At 43.0% G+C, this 20,979-nt stretch carries 18 protein-coding genes; 16 read left to right on the forward strand and 2 right to left on the reverse strand.

From position 1 onward, the window contains the following. The first annotated feature begins 316 nt into the window (after window positions 1–316). The 16 genes from glyQ (at window position 317) to nusB (ending at window position 17,859) form a co-directional block, all read left to right on the forward strand. Window positions 317–1,234 carry a glycine--tRNA ligase subunit alpha gene (gene glyQ, locus ACFSN5_RS01890; RefSeq protein WP_165212708.1) on the forward strand — a complete coding sequence of 306 codons (918 nt, stop codon included), beginning with the start codon at window positions 317–319 and terminating at the stop codon, window positions 1,232–1,234. Then, window positions 1,234–3,270, forward strand: coding sequence for a glycine--tRNA ligase subunit beta (gene glyS / locus ACFSN5_RS01895; RefSeq protein ID WP_165212710.1), 2,037 nt, complete (start codon window positions 1,234–1,236; stop codon window positions 3,268–3,270). The genes glyQ and glyS overlap by 1 nt, the downstream gene beginning before the upstream one ends. Window positions 3,271–3,318: 48 nt before the next feature. Continuing rightward, the gene (locus tag ACFSN5_RS01900) at window positions 3,319–3,576 is read left to right on the forward strand and encodes a DUF896 family protein (protein WP_040804840.1); all 258 of its coding nucleotides are present in this window, start codon (window positions 3,319–3,321) and stop codon (window positions 3,574–3,576) included. Window positions 3,577–3,776: 200 nt separating this feature from the next. After that, window positions 3,777–5,252 (forward strand): BglG family transcription antiterminator, encoded by a 1,476-nt coding sequence (locus ACFSN5_RS01905; RefSeq protein WP_165212712.1) that lies wholly within the window; start codon window positions 3,777–3,779, stop codon window positions 5,250–5,252. Then, the gene (locus ACFSN5_RS01910) at window positions 5,242–5,667 is read left to right on the forward strand and encodes a PTS sugar transporter subunit IIA (protein ID WP_165212714.1); all 426 of its coding nucleotides are present in this window, start codon (window positions 5,242–5,244) and stop codon (window positions 5,665–5,667) included. The genes ACFSN5_RS01905 and ACFSN5_RS01910 overlap by 11 nt, the downstream gene beginning before the upstream one ends. Window positions 5,668–5,726: 59 nt before the next feature. Continuing rightward, the gene (locus ACFSN5_RS01915; RefSeq protein WP_165212716.1) at window positions 5,727–6,176 is read left to right on the forward strand and encodes a PTS sugar transporter subunit IIA; all 450 of its coding nucleotides are present in this window, start codon (window positions 5,727–5,729) and stop codon (window positions 6,174–6,176) included. Window positions 6,177–6,412: 236 nt separating this feature from the next. After that, window positions 6,413–6,724, forward strand: a complete 312-nt coding sequence (locus ACFSN5_RS01920; protein WP_004225901.1) for a PTS fructose transporter subunit IIB — start codon at window positions 6,413–6,415, stop codon at window positions 6,722–6,724. Window positions 6,725–6,742: 18 nt separating this feature from the next. Further along, entirely contained in the window at window positions 6,743–7,846 is a 1,104-nt protein-coding gene (locus ACFSN5_RS01925; protein ID WP_004229375.1) for a PTS fructose transporter subunit IIC, read from the forward strand. Between the two features lie 20 nt (window positions 7,847–7,866). Further along, window positions 7,867–8,556 carry a D-allulose 6-phosphate 3-epimerase gene (alsE, locus tag ACFSN5_RS01930; protein ID WP_004228130.1) on the forward strand — a complete coding sequence of 230 codons (690 nt, stop codon included), beginning with the start codon at window positions 7,867–7,869 and terminating at the stop codon, window positions 8,554–8,556. A 1,541-nt stretch (window positions 8,557–10,097) separates the two neighbouring features. Beyond that, window positions 10,098–12,923 (forward strand): excinuclease ABC subunit UvrA, encoded by a 2,826-nt coding sequence (uvrA, locus tag ACFSN5_RS01935; protein WP_165212718.1) that lies wholly within the window; start codon window positions 10,098–10,100, stop codon window positions 12,921–12,923. 494 nt (window positions 12,924–13,417) lie between these two features. After that, window positions 13,418–14,287, forward strand: a complete 870-nt coding sequence (locus ACFSN5_RS01940) for a hypothetical protein (protein ID WP_165212720.1) — start codon at window positions 13,418–13,420, stop codon at window positions 14,285–14,287. 366 nt (window positions 14,288–14,653) lie between these two features. Beyond that, window positions 14,654–15,721: a M24 family metallopeptidase gene (locus ACFSN5_RS01945; protein ID WP_165329334.1), complete on the forward strand. Its 1,068-nt coding sequence runs from the start codon at window positions 14,654–14,656 to the stop codon at window positions 15,719–15,721. Window positions 15,722–15,730: 9 nt separating this feature from the next. After that, window positions 15,731–16,186 carry a deoxycytidylate deaminase gene (locus ACFSN5_RS01950; protein ID WP_165212724.1) on the forward strand — a complete coding sequence of 152 codons (456 nt, stop codon included), beginning with the start codon at window positions 15,731–15,733 and terminating at the stop codon, window positions 16,184–16,186. Between the two features lie 91 nt (window positions 16,187–16,277). Next, window positions 16,278–16,838 (forward strand): elongation factor P, encoded by a 561-nt coding sequence (gene efp, locus ACFSN5_RS01955; protein ID WP_004225331.1) that lies wholly within the window; start codon window positions 16,278–16,280, stop codon window positions 16,836–16,838. Window positions 16,839–17,060: 222 nt separating this feature from the next. Further along, window positions 17,061–17,447 (forward strand): Asp23/Gls24 family envelope stress response protein, encoded by a 387-nt coding sequence (locus ACFSN5_RS01960; protein WP_165212726.1) that lies wholly within the window; start codon window positions 17,061–17,063, stop codon window positions 17,445–17,447. Then, complete coding sequence (gene nusB, locus ACFSN5_RS01965; protein ID WP_165329335.1) at window positions 17,440–17,859, forward strand: transcription antitermination factor NusB; 420 nt, start codon at window positions 17,440–17,442, stop codon at window positions 17,857–17,859. Before ACFSN5_RS01960 ends, nusB begins: the two co-directional genes overlap by 8 nt. Before the next feature lie 74 nt (window positions 17,860–17,933). Here nusB and ACFSN5_RS01970 read toward each other — a convergent pair whose 3' ends face one another. Beyond that, window positions 17,934–18,896, reverse strand: a complete 963-nt coding sequence (locus ACFSN5_RS01970; RefSeq protein ID WP_165212730.1) for a LacI family DNA-binding transcriptional regulator — start codon at window positions 18,894–18,896, stop codon at window positions 17,934–17,936. Between the two features lie 3 nt (window positions 18,897–18,899). After that, window positions 18,900–20,336 carry a sucrose-6-phosphate hydrolase gene (locus ACFSN5_RS01975; protein WP_165212732.1) on the reverse strand — a complete coding sequence of 479 codons (1,437 nt, stop codon included), beginning with the start codon at window positions 20,334–20,336 and terminating at the stop codon, window positions 18,900–18,902. Window positions 20,337–20,979 lie beyond the last annotated feature (643 nt).

The raw sequence follows: 20,979 nt of genomic DNA on the forward strand, positions 1-20,979 counted from the left end.
TAACAATCTATATAAAAATGAAGTAATAAATTAGGGTGGAACCGCGTTTTGACGCCCCTATGTCAGCTGACATGGGAGTGGAGAGCGTGGTTCTTTTTGTAGCCTAGCTTTGCTATTTATAGAGGAAAAAGGAGGACAGCAATGTCAAAAAAACTAACCTTCCGCTTCGTCAAAGGTGCTAGTGCTCCTAAAGGAGCGAGCACCTAACGGCAATCCCTATGAGGATTGCCTAGACGCTGCACTAGATTTTTCAAGTTAAAATATGGTTTACTTGAAAAATCGTCGCAAAACATACTTATTAAAAAAGGGAGAACCAATGAGTAAAAAACTAACTTTTCAAGAAATTATCTTGACTTTACAACAATACTGGAATGATCAGGGTTGTATGCTGATGCAGGCTTATGATAATGAGAAGGGGGCGGGGACGATGAGTCCTTACACCTTCCTGCGGGCCATCGGTCCTGAGCCATGGAATGCGGCTTATGTGGAGCCCAGTCGTCGTCCAGCTGATGGGCGCTATGGAGAAAATCCTAATCGCCTTTACCAGCATCATCAATTTCAAGTGGTCATGAAACCATCGCCAAGCAATATTCAAGAGCTTTACCTTGAGTCTTTGGAAAAACTGGGGATCAACCCATTAGAGCACGATATTCGTTTTGTCGAAGATAACTGGGAAAATCCGTCCACGGGTTCTGCTGGACTTGGTTGGGAAGTTTGGCTGGACGGTATGGAAATCACTCAGTTTACGTATTTCCAACAAGTTGGTGGCTTGGCGACAAGTCCAGTAACGGCTGAGGTCACCTACGGTTTAGAACGCTTGGCTTCCTATATTCAAGAAGTTGATTCTGTTTACGATATTGAGTGGGCACCGGGTGTTAAGTACGGTGAAATCTTCAAACAGCCTGAGTACGAGCATTCCAAATACAGCTTTGAAATCTCAGATCAAGATATGCTCCTTGAAAACTTTGACAAGTTTGAAAAGGAAGCCGGTCGGGCTTTGGAAGAAGGTTTGGTTCACCCAGCCTACGATTACGTTCTCAAATGTTCCCATACCTTCAACTTGCTGGATGCGCGTGGTGCTGTCTCTGTTACCGAGCGTGCTGGCTATATAGCCCGTATCCGTAATCTTGCCCGCCTTGTCGCTAAGACTTTTGTAGCTGAGCGTAAAAAATTGGGTTACCCACTTTTGGACGAAGAAACACGGGCAGAATTACTCAAGGAGGAGGCAGAGTAATGGTGAAGAATTTATTGATTGAACTGGGTCTGGAAGAACTTCCAGCCTATGTGGTAACCCCAAGTGAAAAACAATTAGGTGAAAAAATGGCGGCTTTTTTGGCAGAAAATCGTCTGTCATACGACGCTATCCAGACTTTTTCAACCCCTCGTCGTTTGGCTGTGCGTGTCATGGGACTAGCTGATGCTCAAACGGATCTTTCAGAAGATTTCAAAGGTCCTGCTAAAAAAATTGCCCTAGACAGTGATGGTAACTTTACCAAGGCGGCTCAGGGATTTGTGCGTGGTAAAGGTTTGACCACTGATGATATCCGCTTTGAGGAAGTCAAAGGTGTTGAGTATGTTTATGTGACCAAAAATGAAGCTGGCAAACCTGCTGAAGACGTTTTGGCAGGCATCCCTGAGGTGCTTAACAGTCTTACCTTCCCAGTCAGTATGCACTGGGCTAAGAATACCTTTGAGTACATTCGTCCTGTTCACACCTTGACCGTACTTTTAGATGACAAGGCTCTTGATATGAATTTCCTCGATATCACCTCAGGTCGTATCAGCCGTGGTCATCGTTTCTTGGGTCAAGGAACTGAAATTGCTTCTGCAGATTCTTATGAAGATGACCTTCGTAAAGAATTTGTGATTGCAGATAGCCTTGAGCGTGAGCGCATGATTGTGGAACAGATTAAGGCTATTGAAGCTAAGGAAAATGTCCAAGTTGATATCGAGCCAGACCTTCTCAATGAAGTCCTTAACTTGGTTGAATATCCGACTGCCTTCATGGGAAGTTTTGATGAAAAATATTTGGAGATTCCAGAAGAAGTCCTTGTAACTTCCATGAAGAGTCATCAACGCTACTTCGTTGTCCGTGATCAGGAAGGCAAGCTCAGACCTAACTTTATCTCGGTGCGTAATGGTAATGATGTCGCACTAGAAAACGTCATCAAAGGGAATGAAAAAGTGTTGGTGGCCCGCCTTGAAGATGGGGAATTCTTCTGGCATGAGGATCAAAAACTTCGGATTGAAGATCTTGTGGCTAAGCTGTCTCAGGTGACCTTCCACGAAAAGATCGGTTCTTTGGCTGAACACATGGCCCGTGCAGGTGTTATTGCGGACTATCTCAGCGTGATGGCAGGTTTATCCTCCGATGAGGCGGCAGCTGTTGCGCGTGCAGCTACAATCTATAAGTTTGATCTTTTGACTGGTATGGTCGGTGAGTTCGATGAGCTGCAAGGCATTATGGGTGAGAAGTACGCTCTTCTTGCAGGCGAAGAAGCGGCTGTTGCGACAGCTATCCGTGAGCATTATCTGCCTGATTCGGCTGATGGTGAGCTTCCAGAAACCAAGGTCGGTGCTGTTTTGGCTCTGGCTGATAAATTGGATACCCTGTTTAGCTTCTTCTCGGTCGGCCTTATCCCAAGCGGTTCTAATGACCCTTACGCTCTTCGCCGTGCGACACAAGGGATTGTCCGCATATTGGATACCTTCGGCTGGACCATTGCGATGGATGAGTTGGTGGACGACCTCTATGGTCTTACTTTTGACAGCTTGACTTACGATAATAAGGCTGAGGTCCTTGATTTTATCCGTGCCCGTGTAGATAAGATGATGGGCAAGACACCAAAAGATATCAAGGAAGCAGTTCTCGCTGGCTCTACTTTTGTTGTATCAGACATGTTAGCTGCAGCAGATGCCCTTGTAGAAGCATCACAAAAAGACAGCTACAAACCAGCGGTTGAAAGCTTGTCTCGTGTCTTTAATTTGGCTGAAAAAGCTGATAAGAGTGTTGCTATAGATGCTAAGCTCTTTGAAAATGACCAAGAAAAAGCTCTGGCTCAAGCTGTCGCTGAGCTTGAGTTGGGTAAGGATGCAAGTGCAAATATTGAGCAACTCTTTGCCCTCAGTCCAGTTATTGATGCCTTTTTTGACAATACCATGGTTATGGCAGACGACCAAGCGGTGAAAAATAATCGTTTGGCTATCCTCTCAGACTTGGCTGATAAAGCTAGTCAAGTTGCAGCTTTTAACCAGTTGAATACCAAGTAAATGCTGGCGCAAGTGCTCTCGCAAAAATAATATAAGAAGGTGATGACAATAGATCCTAAAAAGATTGCTCGCATTAACGAGCTTGCTAAAAAGAAAAAAACGGTTGGGTTGACTGGTGAGGAAAAGGTTGAGCAGGCTAAGCTTCGTCAGGAGTATATCGAAGGCTATCGTCGCAATCTGCGTCACCACATTGAAGGAATCAAGGTGGTTGATGAAAAAGGCAATGACGTGACCCCAGAAAAACTCCGTCAAATTCAACGTCAAAAAGGCCTGCATGGCCGCAGCCTAGACGACCCGAATAGTTGATGAGATAAGCAAAGGTTAGCGGTTTTCGCTGACCTTTTTGTATGTCCAAATGTAAGAGGGTTGTTGAGATTTTAAAACGCTTTTGTAAGAATGGGTATTTAAAGTGAGGATAAGAAAAAAATGACCGTTGCAATGGCCATTTTTTAATAAGCGGACTTCTTTAAGAGCTATAGAATAAAGGTATAAGTGGGGAAAGAATTATGGTTGAAAGTCGGAAAAAAATTGATGAGCTTTTGTTCTTTTTGAGCCAGCAATCAGATTATATGACGGCTAGTCAATTAGCCCAGGCTCTGGGAAAATCAGAAAAGACCATTTATCGAATGATTAAGTCTCTCAATCAAGAGCATAGCGGTCAGTTGATTGTCTCTCGAAAGGGCAGGGGCTACTGGCTGAATCAAGAAAAATACCTGACCTTTACTCAACACTCCTGTCCCCTCCATGATGACTTAACGGTTGAGAATAGACAGGAACTGATCTTGGAGCGCCTTTTGCTTAGAGCCCCCAAAGGGTTGGCACTTTACGACTTGTGTCAAGATTATTTTGTCAGCGAATCTGTCATTCAAAAGGATAAGTTGGAATTACAAAAGCTGTTGAATGATTACCAATTACGTTTGCTTAGCCGAAGACGCATTCTTTCCATTCATGGAGAAGAACAGAATATTCGCCGGGCTATTGCGGATTTGGTTCCAACGTTTAGAACAATTGATTTGGAGCAATTATCCCTTGAAAAGGATCAAACGATTGATAGGGAGGTAGCCGGCTTTATTCAGGCTGAGCTTCATTCTATTGAACAACATCTGCAAGCAGTTCTTCCCTACCCTTATGATGTTAATGTTTTTTCCCACTTATATATCATGATTATGCGTTCTAAGAATGGGAAGGTCTTCCTAGGTACACATCAGTCTCTTCAGAATTTTGAGGAAATGAACTTCTTGATGAAAGAGAGCTGGCGGGTGATTCAGGATGTTAGAGAAAAATTAGGGATTAGTGTTGATGATAGTGAAGTCTATCATCTCTATCAATATTTGATGGCTTCCCACTTTCAGGATATTCATGACTCCGCTCCGATTTATTTTTCTCAGCGAACGTTGGCCATCACTCATTTCTATTTTGAGCAGATGTTTCCTGATAGAGGACAGGCTATTATGGAGGATTCTCCTATCTTTGTCGACTTGGCCAATCATATTAGTCCCATGCTCAGGCGCTTGGATCACAAGATTCGAATAAAAAATGCCATGCTGTCGGATATACGATTGACCTATCCTAAAATTTTTAATCAGGTTCGCCGTGTTTCAGAAGTAGTCAGTCAACGGTATGGTTTTCCAACTATTAATCTGGATGAAGTTGGTTTTATTACCCTCTACTTTGCTCGCTATCAAGAGACTCAGTCACCGCCGATTCCTACTTTAATTATGTGTACTTCTGGCATTGGAACCTCAGAGTTGCTTCGCTCCAAGATTGAACAGCAATTTGGCGATTTAGCTATTTTATCGGTTCTGCCCTATCGAGATTTGGCCGATGTCAGTCGGCAATATCCAGAGGCCCAGCTGTTAATTACAACCGTTAATGTAGCGATACCAGAGAATATGACCAAAATCCTAGTCAGTGCCTTGATGACGGAGGATGATCAGAGGCGTATTCGACGAAAGATTGAGGAGATTCGCTATGGCCACTAATCTTTATGACATCCACTTAGATTTAGCTCTGGCTGGTCGGAAAGAGATCTATCAGTATTTAGCAACGGAGCTTGCAAAAGATTCACCCATTGATCAGTCAGCTATTTTGGAGGCTTTGGTCTGGCGGGAAAAATTGGGTAGTATTGAGATTGCACCGGGAGTAGTCTTGCCCCATGTCGAACTTCCAGGTCTAGCCAACCGCATCATTATTAGCAGACTGGCATCAGCAATCAACTGGTCTGAGACTGTTAATCGCGTCCAGCTGGTGCTTACAATTGCCTTGGACAGTCAGGCTCGGGCAACGGAGCAATTCGCTATTAAGGCCTTTGTGAGAAAGTTAGCCGATGAGCACTTTGTTCATCAATTGAGAAAGGTAGATTTAAAACAGTTGGAAATCATGTTAGAAAATTTATGAAGCTGGTTAATAGACTGTGTCTGGTCTTTTCCCAGAAGCCCTATCAAAAGGAGACATTTATGGAAGTAACAGATGTGATTGATAAAAACTTGGTATTGACAGATCTCACTGCTAGAAGCAAGGATGAGATATTGCGGAAGCTCTGCCAGCTGCTGGAAGAGCAGGCCTATCTGGAGGATGCCGATAGTTTTTTAGAGGATGTTTATTTGCGTGAAAAAGAAGGGCAGACAGGCATCGGTAATTTTGTGGCGATTCCCCATGGTAAGAGCGAAGCGGTTAATAAAATTGGTGTGGCCATTGCCATTAACAAGTATGAAATCCCTTGGGAAAGCTTAGATGGTAAGGGGGTCAAAGTAGTGATTCTCTTTGCCGTTGGCAATGACACCGACAATGCTCAGGAACACTTAAAGCTCCTAGCACTCTTTGCTAAGAAATTGGGCAAGGATAGAGTGGTTGAAAATCTTTTAGCGGCCCAGTCCGTTGAAGATGTTGTTGCAGCTTTTGCCTAAAAGGAAATAATTGGAGTTGCTTGAGGTTCTTGATTGAGGCAAGCAAAATTTAGACCAGAACTGAACTCGCCTACGACATTGTGCCAAAAGATATGCAACGGTTTCAGCCTTAGCTGATTACAGGTGCAGAGACCTTTAAGTATATAGACTTCCTAGATGCCGAGCCTCTGCGTCTGCTTTCCTATTTTGCTGTGTGTCGCTTAACACTTTTGTATTTTAAAGAAAGGAGATCATTTATGAAAATTGTTGGAGTTGCTGCTTGTACGGTTGGGATCGCCCACACCTACATTGCTCAGGAAAAACTTGAAAATGCTGCTAAAAATGCCGGTTACGATATCCATATTGAAACTCAAGGAACCATTGGAGTAGAAAATGCATTAACAGAGCAGCAAATTCAAGAAGCGGATATCGTTATTTTGGCTATTGATGTCAAAATTTCGGGGATGGAACGATTTGAAGGGAAAAAGGTCATCAAGGTTCCAACCGAAATCGCCATCAAATCTCCCAATAAACTCTTGCAAAAGGCTGCAGAAGTAGCTCAGGGATAGAGAAGTGAGGTAAACTAGATGAAAGATACATGGAAAAAATTAAACCTTAAGGGGCATCTTCTGACCGCCATTTCCTATTTAGTTCCCATTGTATGCGGAGCTGGTTTCCTTGTCGCCATTGGCATGGCCCTTGGCGGTACCGCTCAAGATGCCTTGGTTCAGGGGAAATTCACCTTTTGGGATGCCTTGGCCACAATGGGCGGTAAGGCTTTAGGGCTGTTACCTGTTATTATTGCAACGGGGATTGCTTATTCTATCGCGGGTAAACCAGGGATTGCTCCCGGATTCGTTGTAGGCTTATCAGCTAATGCGATCAGTGCTGGCTTTCTGGGTGGTATCCTAGGCGGCTACTTTGCCGGATTTTTGGCCTTGGGGATTCTAAAAACTTTCAAAGTTCCCGAATGGGCCAAAGGGCTGATGCCAACGGTCATTGTTCCTTTATTATCCTCTCTAATTTCTGGTTTGCTGATGATTTATATTGTTGGTATTCCGATTGCGGCTTTTACTAACTGGTTGACGACGGTTTTGCAAGGGCTAAGTTCTTCTTCCATGTTAGTATTTGGTCTTGTTGTAGGATTTTTGAGTATTGTTGATTTCGGTGGGCCAATCAATAAAACAGTTTATGCCTTTACCTTAACCCTGCTAGCGTCAGGAGTAAAAGAACCGGTTACGGCCCTGCAATTAGTTAATACTTCAACGCCTATTGGCTTTGGTTTTGCCTATTTTATAGCTAAGTTACTCCGTAAGAATATTTATGGCAGAGAACAGATTGAAACCTTGAAATCCGCAGTACCCATGGGGGTTCTGAACATTGTTGAAGGAGTTATTCCTATTGTTATGAATGATATTGCACGTGCTATTACAGCAGCGGCGATTGGTGGTGCTGCTGGTGGTGCGGTTTCCATGGCTATGGGAGCAGATTCGACGGTTCCGTTTGGAGGTTTTCTGATGATTCCGACGATGTCACATCCCTTAGCTGGTGTTCTTGCTATTGTTGTTAATGTATTAGTGACGGGTCTTGTCTATGCTTTTATTGCCAAAAATAAAACAGCCGAGGAATTAGCGACAGTCTCAGAGGTAGAAGAAGAAGATATTAGTCTAGATGATATTGAAATTTTATAAATGAAAGGAAGGAACCCTATATGGCACATGTTCATTTTTCGCCGTCACTAATGTGTATGAACTTGGATAAATTTACCCAAGAAATCACCTTTTTGAATGATCATGCTCAGTCTTATCATATTGATATCATGGATGGTCATTTTGTTCCGAATATTACACTTTCGCCTTGGTTTATTGAGGAAGTAAGAAAGCTCAGTGATGTACCAATGTCAGCTCACCTGATGGTGACTGACCCTACTTTTTGGGTAGAACGGCTGATTAGTATTAGGTGTGAGTATATCTGTATGCATGCAGAAGTTATTAACGGTCTCGCTTTTCGACTAATCGACCGTATTCATGATGCGGGACTAAAAGCTGGTGTTGTCCTGAATCCAGAGACACCGGTCAGCGCTATCTTGCCTTATATTGACTTGCTGGATAAGGTGACGATTATGACAGTCGATCCTGGTTTTGCAGGCCAACGTTTTTTGGAAAGCACACTTGATAAAATTGTCCAATTGCGTAACTTACGGAAAGAGCATAACTATCCTTATTTAATTGAAATGGATGGTTCGTCCAGTCGTAAGACTTTCAAGAGGATTGATCAGGCTGCCCCCGATATTTATGTTATCGGCCGCAGCGGTCTCTTTGCAGTTGCGGATACAATTGAAGAGTCTTGGGCAAAGATGTGTCAGGATTATTTGGAGATGACAGGAAAGACTGTTGAATAACGGAGCCCGAAATAAAAAGATACTAAGGACTTGTATTCACATTTTTTTGACAGTTAGTCTGATGTGGCAGGGACGCAAGCGACCTCCTAACGGAGTTCCATTGCTCATTTTCAAGCCTAGGGTCTTGAAAATCCCCTCGACGATTGACTTAAATAGGGTCAATCGTCTTTTTCCCACGGCGGCAACTGTCTGTTTTGAGAGTGGGACAGAAGTCGATTTTTTATATAAATTGACTTCGTTGTCCCACCTCCGCACAGTTGATTAGGATGGCCGCTAACACTTGCGGAGTCGTTAAACAGTCCAGTGGACCATTTAAGGGGGGTGCCTGAAAATAGGAGTGCACCCCAAGATAAGGACCTCCAATCAGCAGTGGTTCGTTGGTGCTAAAGCACCTAATGAACTGTGCAGGGGAAAGACTAAGTCGGCAGAGCCAACAAGTCTTTCTCCCAACCACTGCCCACTGCGTCAAACTGTTATTACTGCAAAAATAGAAGGCTGAATACTTTTTTCCCCAGGCTTTTTCCAGCTGACGCTAAGAATTTAAACTTGTGAATACAGTTTCTAAGGTAAAGATTCTGTAAGAATTTATTCTTATGAAGCACTAATATTAAAAACGGATGAATAGCACATTCTCACGATTTTGAAGTGGCTATTCATCCGTTTTTTTGATATCCAAGTGTCAACTTGTCAACTGTCTAAGATTTTTTGTTAAGTCAAGCTTCTTATTTTTGGATTAAGGGTAAAATAAGTCAAACGGGAGTGCAAGCCCACAGCTAATATTCTTAGTTGAAAAACCAAACTTGATTTCGTGGGTATAAAAATCAGATGTCGGTAGCAGATCTTTATTTGTGGTATAAGGAAATTACTCTACATATATGGTTTCAGATTTCTTTCCACTTGGCAAAGAAGAAATCTGCTATAATAACAGGTTAGAGAGTGAATTTTAAAGTAATGTCTATTCGTTGAAAGTATAGCGTCTTTTAGCAAAGAAATGAACCCGCCTACACTCCTGTGAAAAAAGACTCACCTTCCTAGAATTCAAGTGATTCTTCGTCCTTTTTACAGTAATTGATTGGTAACTCTTGTTGTATGCACGACAGCGACTTGACTAATCAACCTTGTGGCGGTGCTATGACGCTACCACAGATAGCTGTAGCACTCGCTATTTTCTTTGGAGTGCTAACGGCTTGGCGACACGAAAAAACTTCGGTCGATATTAACGAAGTTTTGAAGTTAGTAAGGGGCACAGGAAACTACTATAGGAGTTCCCGTAGTAAAGCAAATGCTTTTGCATTTAGTTTTACTTTGCCCGTTATATCTTAGAAAGGAAATGACCCCGCCTACGACTCTGTGGAATTAGATAAAATCTCCTAGGTGTCTTTTCACCTGAGTTTCTATCACAGTAGTTGATTGGTAACTCTTGTCGCAATAGCGACAGCGACCCACCTAATCAACCTTGTGGCGGTGCTACGACGCTATCATAGATAGCTGTAGCACTCGCTAAATTCCTTTGAGTCGTTTAACGGCTTGGTATCTTAGTTATGCAAGATAAGTTAGTGATTCATGGGGCACGTGCCCATAATTTGAAAGATGTAGATGTAGAAATTCCACGAGATAAGCTGGTGGTAGTGACTGGTTTGTCTGGATCTGGTAAATCCAGTCTGGCTTTTGATACCATCTACGCAGAAGGTCAGCGGCGCTATGTGGAGAGTTTGTCTGCTTATGCCCGTCAGTTTTTGGGTAATATGGAAAAGCCTGATGTAGATAGCATAGACGGTCTCAGTCCAGCTATTTCCATCGACCAAAAGACGACCAGTAAGAACCCGCGTTCAACAGTTGGTACGGCAACGGAAATCAATGATTACCTGCGTCTGCTCTATGCGCGTGTAGGAGTACCTTACTGTCCAAATGGTCATGGGGAGATTTCTGCCAGCTCGGTTGAGCAGATCGTTGATCAGGTACTGGATCTGCCGGAGCGCACCCGTATGCAGATCTTAGCACCGGTTATCCGTCGTAAGAAAGGACAGCACAAGACCCTTTTTGAAAAAATCCAAAAAGAAGGTTATGTCCGTGTGCGTGTGGATGGCGAGGTCTATGATGTGACTGAGGTGCCTGAGCTGTCCAAATCTAAGATGCATAATATCGAAGTGGTTATTGACCGTCTGATCAATAAGGAGGGCATTCGCAGCCGTCTCTTTGATTCTGTCGAAGCTGCCCTTCGGATTGCGGATGGCTATGTCATCATTGACACCATGGACGGCAATGATTTGCTCTTTTCAGAGCATTATTCCTGCCCAGTATGTGGCTTTACAGTCCCTGAGCTGGAGCCCCGTCTCTTTTCATTCAATGCCCCCTTTGGTTCTTGTCCGACTTGTGATGGTTTGGGGATGAAGCTGGTGGTGGATATGGATCTCCTCATTCCAGATCCTAGTTTGACTCTGCGGGAAGGTGCCTTAGCTCCTTGGAATCCCATTTCTTCTAACTATTACCCAGCCATGCTGGAGCAGGCGATGGAAGCTTTCGGGGTTGATATGGATACGCCCTTTGAAGAGCTCTCGAAAGAGGATCAGGATCTGATTCTTTATGGTTCTGATGATAAAGAATTCCACTTCCACTATGTCAATGATTTCGGTGGGGTGCGTGATATTGACATTCCTTTTGAAGGCGTGGTTAATAATGTCAACCGCCGCTATCATGAAACTAACAGTGACTTTACCCGCAATGTCATGCGGGGCTATATGAACGAGTTGACTTGTACGACCTGCCACGGCTACCGTCTCAACGATGCTGCTCTCTCTGTTAAGCTTGGGGGCGAAGATGGTCTTAATATTGGCCAGATTTCAGACTTGTCCATTCAGGACCATTTGGCTCATCTTGGAACCTTACATCTGTCGGACAACCAAGCAACGATTGCAGGACCGATTCTCAAGGAAATCAAAGACCGCTTGACTTTCCTCAATAATGTCGGCCTCAACTATCTGACTCTGTCTCGGATGGCAGGAACCCTGTCAGGCGGAGAAAGTCAGCGCATTCGCTTGGCCACTCAGATTGGTTCTAATCTGAGCGGCGTCCTCTACGTTTTGGATGAACCCTCTATCGGCCTTCATCAGCGTGATAATGACCGCTTGATTGCTAGTCTCAAGAAAATGCGTGATTTAGGCAATACTCTGATTGTTGTTGAGCATGATGAGGATACGATGCGACAGGCTGACTGGTTGGTGGACGTTGGCCCGGGTGCCGGCCAATTCGGCGGTGAAATCGTTGCTTCCGGTAGGCCAGATCAGGTTGCCAAAAATAAAAAATCGATCACTGGCCAGTATCTGTCTGGTAAGAAAGAAATTCCCGTACCAATCGAAAGGCGAGAAGGAAACGGTCGTTTCATTGAAGTTAAGGGAGCAACTGAGCATAACCTGCAAAATATTAATGTTAAGTTTCCTCTTGGGAAATTTATCGCCGTTACTGGTGTGTCTGGTTCAGGGAAATCAACCTTAGTCAACAGTATTTTGAAAAAGGCTATCGCACAAAAACTGAATCGCAATTCGGAAAAACCCGGCAAGCACAAGAGTATTGAAGGGATTGAACATATTGAGCGTTTGATTGATATTGACCAGAGTCCAATCGGTCGGACACCGCGTTCCAATCCAGCGACCTATACAGGGGTTTTTGATGATATTCGTGATCTCTTTGCCAAGACCAATGAAGCCAAGATCCGCGGTTACAAGAAGGGCCGCTTTAGCTTCAATGTCAAGGGAGGGCGTTGTGAGGCCTGCTCAGGTGATGGCATTATCAAGATCGAGATGCACTTTCTGCCAGATGTTTATGTTCCATGTGAAGTTTGTCACGGCACACGCTACAACAGTGAGACTCTAGAAGTCCACTACAAGGAAAAAAATATTGCAGAAATCCTTGATATGACTGTTAATGATGCGGTGGATTTCTTTGCGCCAATTCCAAAGATTGCCCGCAAACTTCAAACCATCAAGGATGTCGGACTGGGTTATGTGACATTGGGTCAGCCAGCTACTACCCTGTCAGGCGGGGAAGCTCAGCGCATGAAGCTGGCCAGTGAACTGCACAAGCGTTCAACTGGCAAGTCCTTCTACATTTTGGATGAACCAACTACCGGTCTGCATACCGATGATATTGCCCGTCTGCTCAAGGTCTTGGAACGCTTTGTCGACGAAGGAAATACAGTGCTCGTTATCGAGCATAATCTGGACGTCATCAAAACGGCAGATCACCTGATCGATCTAGGACCAGAAGGCGGTGTTGGCGGCGGCCAAGTTATTGCTACGGGTACCCCCGAGGCGGTGGCTAAAAATCCCCAGTCCTTTACCGGCCAATATTTACAAGATAAGTTGAAATAGCCATAAGAATGGAGTGGAATCACCCAAAAAATTGAAAATTTGGGGTGTCTTTTCACCTCGACATACTTGGCTAAGTTTTCCGTTTTGACCTTGTGGCAAAAGGGAAACTAATCAGCAGTGGTTCATTGGTGCTAAAGCCCCTAATGAATTGTCAGTGGTAAGATTAAGTTTGCGTAGAACAAGTCTTACCTCTAATCACTGCGCCAAGCGTTTAATCTAAAACAGAGATGCTGGACAAGTTTTGTCCCGCATCTTTTTTATGTGAAAAAAGCTAGATGTCTATATCTAACTGAATCAAGTTCTAAAGTATGCTAGTCTAGTGGCCTTTAGTCGACAGGATTTTAGCAATTTTGATGTTATAAAAGTATCATAAATGTAATATTATGTCATAGATTCTTTACCAATATTGCTCTAGGCCTTCTTGTTTGTTATACTAAAGATGTATCTAATTTTTTAGAAAATTATCATTGTATAAAATGGAGGGAGAAAATAGTATGGATGATTGGAAAATCAAAAATTCCATAGACCGCAATACTTGGGAACAATCGAGGCAGAGTTCTGCATTGGAAAAGATGCAGCGAGATCAGGAACGTTTTCATCAGGAACTCATAGATGAGCAACAAGAGAGGGAGATGCGGGAGAAAATTTCCCGTTTGGAGTTAGCTCTAGCTCAGACAAGTGATCCTAAAAAGCGACAACAAGTCAAAAATTTATTAGATGAAGCAATTTTGGAGCAAAATCTTTATTATATAGAAAAGGATAAGTTGGAGCGCCAAGAAAGGCGTAAGCAACTTATTTATAATATTTTAACGATTTTGATTCTGGCAGTTTTAGCCTGCATTGCCCTTGTGCTTTGGACTTCTTATCAAAATAAGAAGAACCAAATTGACCAATTCCAAGCAAGTTCAGTTTCTTTGTCATCCAGTCAGGCTTCCTCAGATTTAACTTCTTCCTCTACTCAGGCAGACGGTAAAAGTTCCACTTATGATGGTGTGTTTCCTAACCAAATGATTGGAACTTGGAAGGGAACTATGTCAGGAACGCCAACTACGATTACTTTCTCGAGCAATGGCGACTTAAGAATAAAGGTTAATGGAAGCGATAGCAGTAGTTCTGAAGTCTCTGGGACAGTCTATTCAATGATTCCAGTTGATGAGACAACTTATAGAATTGTGGATTATTCAGGAACAGTGTTGCCTGCGCAGCTAGGGGGGAGTGGTATTCAATACGACTTTGGTTACAAATTAAGTTCTGACGGACAAACGTTATATCCTATTCTTTGGCAGTATGGAATGAATGAGGAGCCAAACTATTCCGAGTACAGTATCTATGAGAATGATTCTTATACTAAGGTCAACAATTAATCTATATCATTTAAGGGAGGGACTATGGTTTCGGTAACGCAACGTATCAGAGAAATTAAGCAACCTCGGGGTGGTTATCCTTTCTTTTAAGAACTTCCAAAAACTGCAGAGGATTGAGCTAAAAGGATTAGAATGTCAAAAATATATTAGATTTCTTCGGTAACCAAAACTGCGTACGAAAGGCCCTAAAACTTTACTCAGAACATTTAAAATGGTTAAGCTGAGTGATTTGAGGCATTATCGATTATGAAATGCCTTAGTTTTCAAACAAGTCTATTAAAGTCAGTCTTTGTATAAATTCTTTCAAATTAGTAATTTACCCTCATTCATGCTAGAATAAAGCTATTCGATGGGAGGTGTTTTCAGGTGTTTGAAGCGCGTGTAGAAAAACTGCTGGCAGCTTTGGAGAAGACAGCCTGTGATGGCTTTTTAGTTACTAATTTAACGAATATCTATTATTTGACTGGCTTTTATGGCACGGCAGGAACAGTATTTCTTTCCAAGCAGCAGCGGCTTTTTCTGACAGATTCCCGTTACAGCCTTTTGGCTAGAGACCAAGTTAAAGGCTTTGAGATTATTGAGACCCGCCAACCGCTTGCTGACATTGCTGAGATTATTAAAGGTGATCAATTGACTGCAATTGGTTTTGAGGGGGAAGCTATTTCCTATCACTACTATCAGCAGTTGAAGGAGAGCTTTGCGGATTACTGCTTGCAATCTCTGACTGATTTGATTGAACAGTTGCGAATGATTAAGGACAGCAGTGAGATTGAAGCTATTCGTCAGGCCTGCAAAATCTCTGATCAGGCCTTCTTAGATGTTTTAGATTTTATCAAGCCTAATCAGACTAGCGAGATTGAAGTCGCCAATTTTCTTGATTTTCGGATGCGAGAGCGAGGAGCGACCGGTCCATCTTTTGACTTTATCGTGGCTTCGGGCCGGCGTTCTGCCATGCCCCACGGCCGAGCCAGCGAAAAAATTATCTGCCAGGGTGAGACCCTAACCTTAGACTTCGGGTGTGTTTATCATCACTACGTCAGCGACATCACACGAACGATTCATGTTGGTCAGCCTTCTGATGAAGAGCGATCTGTTTATGATCTTGTCCGCAAGAGCAACCAAGCCGTGATTGACTCCGTCAAGGCTGGCATGAGACGCTGTGACTATGATGGTCTTGCACGTCAAGTTATTGCCCAAGCTGGTTACGGCGCTTGCTTCACCCACGGTATTGGTCATGGTATCGGTCTTGATATCCATGAAGGGCCTTATTTTGGGCAGTCAACCGACTTAGTGGCGTCTGGGATGACTATCACTGATGAACCTGGGATTTATTTGGACGGAAAATTCGGTGTGCGGATTGAAGATGATATACTGGTGACTGAGACAGGCTGTGAAGTCCTGACTAAAGCACCCAAGGAATTGATTATTATTTAGGAGGTTTCTATGACTGAAAATCGTCTATCTTGGCAGGATTATTTTATGGCTAATGCCGAGCTGATTTCGAAACGGTCAACTTGTGACCGTGCCTATGTTGGAGCAGTTCTGGTTAAGGACAAACGGATTATCGCTACGGGCTATAACGGCGGGGTTTCTGAAACAGATAATTGCAATGAGGTTGGCCACTATATGGAAGACGGTCACTGCATTCGGACAGTTCATGCTGAGATGAATGCCCTGATTCAATGTGCCAAGGAAGGTATCTCGACCAAAAATACCGAAATCTACGTCACCCATTTTCCTTGTATCAACTGCACCAAGGCTCTTTTGCAAGCAGGTATCAAGAAAATCACCTATAAATCCGACTATCGTCCCAATGCTCTGGCTATCGAACTGATGAGGCAGAAAGGTGTGGAATATATCCAGCATGATGTTCCCCATATCACCTTAGGGGAGGACTAGGCAAGGCTGCTTATATTCATAAAGAATTTGAGTAGCATCACAAATTATGATAAAATAAGCTGATAACTAAATTAATGAAGAGGTAGAAAACATGATTGAAGCAAGTAAGCTTAGAGCTGGTATGACTTTTGTGACAGGTGATGGGAAATTAATCCGTGTTCTGGAAGCCAGCCACCATAAACCAGGTAAAGGGAATACTGTTATGCGGATGAAACTGCGTGATGTTCGTTCAGGTTCAACCTTCGACACAACCTATCGTCCAGAAGAAAAATTTGAACAAGCTATCATTGAAACAGTGCCTGCCCAATACCTTTATAAGATGGATGATACAGCCTACTTCATGAATAGCGAAACCTATGACCAATATGAAATTCCAGTGGCTAACGTGGAAAATGAATTGCGCTACATTTTGGAAAACGGTGATGTCAAGATTCAATTCTATGGAACCGAAGTAATTGGGGTACAGGTTCCAACAACTGTTGAACTAACTGTTACGGATACCCAACCTTCTATTAAGGGAGCTACCGTAACAGGTTCAGGTAAACCAGCTACCTTGGAAACAGGCCTTGTGGTCAACGTACCAGACTTCATCGAAGTTGGTCAAAAATTAGTCATCAATACTCAAGAAGGAACTTACGTATCACGTGCCTAAAGTACGATATCACGGACAGAGTCTTTCTATCTTTTCAATAGAATGACGACGAAAAGTTATCATCTATAGCTTTTGATGTCCTTAATTGACTTGGTTTGACTAGTGCTAGCGACTGGTCAAATTTTGTGTCAAAAACTAATAAAAAGTTTGATTAAAACCTTAGGATCGTTAGTCTTGCCTAAGGGCGTAAATTTCAATAAGAATGATTAGAAAGGAAGACCTATGGCAGAAACAATTGGAGATATTGTCATCGCTCCTCGAGTGTTAGAGGTTATCACGGGAATTGCAGCGACCAAGGTTGAGGGGGTATATTCGCTCAACAATAAGGCTGTAACGGATAGCATCAGTAAAACAACTCTTAGTCGTGGTGTCTATCTCACTACCAGTGGTGAAGATAAGGTTACAGCGGATATTTACCTGCAATTGCAATATGGAGTAAATGTCCCAGCGGTTTCGATTGAAGTTCAAAGAGCTGTTAAATCAGCTGTCTACGATATGGCAGAGGTTGAAATTTCAGATGTTAATGTCCATGTTGTTGGCATCGTTCCTGAAAAGGCACCAAAACCAGATATGACAGCCTTGTTTGACGAGGATTTCCTGAATGACTGATTCAAGACATAATTTACGAGAACGGGCTTTTCAGGCGATCTTTAGTTTAGAATTTGGTCAAGCTGATTTTCTTGAGGCTGTTAGCTTTGCCTATACCTATGACAAGGCAGCAGAAGAAGGACAAGAATTTGACGTTCCGACCCTGCTCTTGAATTTAGTCAAGGGTACTGTGGATAATCTGGCTGAAATCGATACTTATATTATTGAGAATCTTAAAGAAGGCTGGTCTTTAGAACGGCTGACCCTGACCGACCGCAGTCTCCTGCGTTTAGGACTCTTTGAAATTAAGTATTACCAAGAAACACCGGACAAGGTTGCCCTCAATGAGATTATTGAGTTGGCTAAAATCTACTCCGACCAAACCTCCGCCAAATTTGTTAACGGCATCTTGACGAAGTTTGTTGAAGAATAAAATGACCCGAGTTGGTCATTTTTATTTTGGTGAAATGTGAAAAATCCCTTAGCATTGGTTGCCAAGGGATTATTTTATAAAGATTTTCCGGTTAGGAGGCTGATGGGCAGAGTGTAGTTTTCTTGAACATCCTTGCCTTCAATCTTAGCTAGGAGGACATCGACCAAGAGCTCAGCAATTTCCTTGATGGGCTGTTTAATAGTGGTCAGCTGCGGGAAGTAATTTTCCACAAACTGGGTTCCATCGTAGCCAACAATTTTTAGGTCTTGGGGAACTTTGATACCCATGTCGTCTGCAATTTTCATCGTCAGAATGGCTGTCATATCATCGGAAGTAAAGATTCCATGGGGCTTCTCCTGAGACAGGATGGACTTAATTTCCATCTCTTTGCGAATAGCAGAATAGTCGCTGGGGATATTGAAAACCTTGGCCTCAGGAAGGACAGAGCTAAAGCCCTTGCGACGCAGCCCAGTGGTTGAATTGGAATTATCATTACCAGTAAACATGATAATGTTTTGGCAGCCCACCTTTTGCAGGCTAATGGCCGCTAATTTTCCGCCTTCAAAGTTATCGGAAGAAATAACAGGGATACGGGGTGCCAGATTGCGGTCAAAGGCAACAATGGGAGCTTCCACTCGTTCGTAGTCCTCGATATCCAGATTGTGGCTGGAAGAGATGATACCATCGACCTGATTGGCCGCCAGCATTTCCAAGTAGTCTCGCTCTTTGTCGGACTCGTTCTGGCTGTTGCAAATAATGACCTTGTAGCCATGATAGAAAAGGATATTTTCTAAGTGCTCAATAATTTCAGCGTAGAACACATTAGAGATGTTTGGGAAAATCAGTCCGATTAGCTTAGAGGATTTTCCCTGAAGTCCACGGGCCAGGTTATTGGGTTTATAGCCCAGTTCGCGCATGGCTGCATGGACTTTGTCCTTAGTTTTTTCAGAGAGATAGCCCTTATTGTTGATGACACGAGAAACGGTGGTTGGGCTGACACCGGCCAATTTGGCAACATCAGTTAATTTTGCGACCATAGCTTATCCCTTTAAGTGATAGTAAGTTCCGCTAACCTGACCGGAGAGAATTTTAAGACCAGATTGGTCAGCTTGGGGAAAGACACGACTGGTGAAGACCTTTTCCCCCTTATTGATAAAGATTTCCACGATAGATTTATCAACAAAGATACGAGCTTCCTGAGTTTGGTCCAGTTGGCATTCTCTGATCGTGCCAAATTCAGTGGCATATTGGACACCAGCTTGGGAACGATCGAGGATAACTTTTCCTTTGTTATTATCAACAGTAAGTTTGAGCCCCTGTCCCTTTTGGTCAGCAAAGAGGAGAAGCTCAGTCTTTTGGTCAGGAGCAAAGGTTAAGTCTAATTCATAGCAATTATCTGTCTGATCTTTGTCACCAAAGACTTCTTGGGTAGTTCTCAGACTGGTTATGGCTGAAACAGGATATTGATAGAGCTTGCCATCCTTGATAGACAGTTCCTTAACTAAGCTCATGGCTCCTTGATAGTCATATCGGTCGGTAGGATAGTCGATATCTGGAAGGCCAATCCAGCTGACGCAATAAGCCTTACCATCAGGCATGTTGAATCCTTGGGTAGCATAAGCTTCGAAGCCATAATCCAGATTGAAAATTTTCGAAGCGCCAAGGAGGGCTGATTTATTTGTGTCAAACGTTTGACAGATTTTATAGGTATTTGGATAAATATTATCATAGGCTAGTTCAGTCTTATCCAAACCTTGAGGACTGTAGAGAAGGACTGGTTGGTCATCAACAAAAACCAGATTTGGACACTCAATCATGTATTCAGAACCTGTGCCACCAAAGTCCAGATTACCGACTTCTTGCCAGTTATGGACATCATTGTTAAGGGCCTTGTAGAGCTTGATAAAACCTTTTTTATCAAGGCTTTGAGCTCCAACGATGGCGTAGTATTGTCCCTTGTAATTAAAAATCTGTGGGTCGCGGAAGTGTTCAGTCGCGTCGGCTGGCTGTTTGATAAGGATATCGTCGAATTTTTCAATATGGCCTTGCTTATCCATCCAAGCTCCGATTTGGCGAGGATCTCGTACCCAGTTTTGATTGCGGACATTACCCGTATAGAAGATAAAGAGTTTATCATCAATCGGATAGGCCGACCCGGAATAAGCTCCATGACTGTCATTTTCGTGGTCAGGCTGGAGGGTAATGCCAGTTTCTTTGAAGTGAACCAGGTCTTGGGATTCTGTGTGGACCCATTGCTTAAGGCCGTGAGCTGCACCGAAAGGCCAGTTTTGATAGAAAAGCTGGAATTTTCCGTTGAAGTAAGAAAATCCATTTGGATCATTTAAAAGGCCGGTCTTTGGCTCAATATGATAGTTGGCCCGCCAAGGCGAGGCAGCGACATGAGCTCTAATCTCAGCTTTCTCCTCATCGGTCCAGTCAGCATAGGAGCGATAACGCACCTCTGTTGGTAGATTCATAAGTATTCCTCCATATATTATATGTCAACTATTGGCAAGAAATGTCACGTCCATAACATAGTAAAGGTTTTCATGGGAAAAATCAAGGAAGAAAATTGGTCTATTTAAAATAACATTGATACCAGCTATGGGGAGGGGTCAACTCAAAAATTGAAAATTTTGGTTCTCACCACACCCTAGTTTTAAGGTGGCGACCTTAAACGGTCTCCCCCCAGCTGCTGCGCCAAGAGCTTGTTCCAAAATAGGAAGACTGGACGAGTTTTTGCCCAATTTCCCTTCCTAACTCAGTTTAATGGGTAATGTCACTTTCTAAGCTTTATCTCGTAGGAAAAGTAGTGCTATTTTTACAAAAAATTAGCCCACTGTTCCTCTTATTCATTTGGTCAATGTCAATACAGTATTATCGGCTGACCTGACTTTGTGTCGTGGGGATAAAATAAGTTTTATCTCTTTGAGATAACTTATTCCGCTAGTCGCTATGGCGATCTAACTATATTCCTTACTAATTCAGTCAGTCCAAGTGTTATCGATTGACCTGACTTCATGTCGCGGGTGGTACAGTTTTGGTTTATGTTGAATTTTTAATGATAGGGGACTTTTGCTTATGAATAGTGTTGTATTATCTGTGATTCATAGACTATGT

It is taken from the genome of Streptococcus tangpeifui (genome assembly GCF_044503215.1).
Lineage (GTDB): Bacteria > Bacillota > Bacilli > Lactobacillales > Streptococcaceae > Streptococcus > Streptococcus tangpeifui.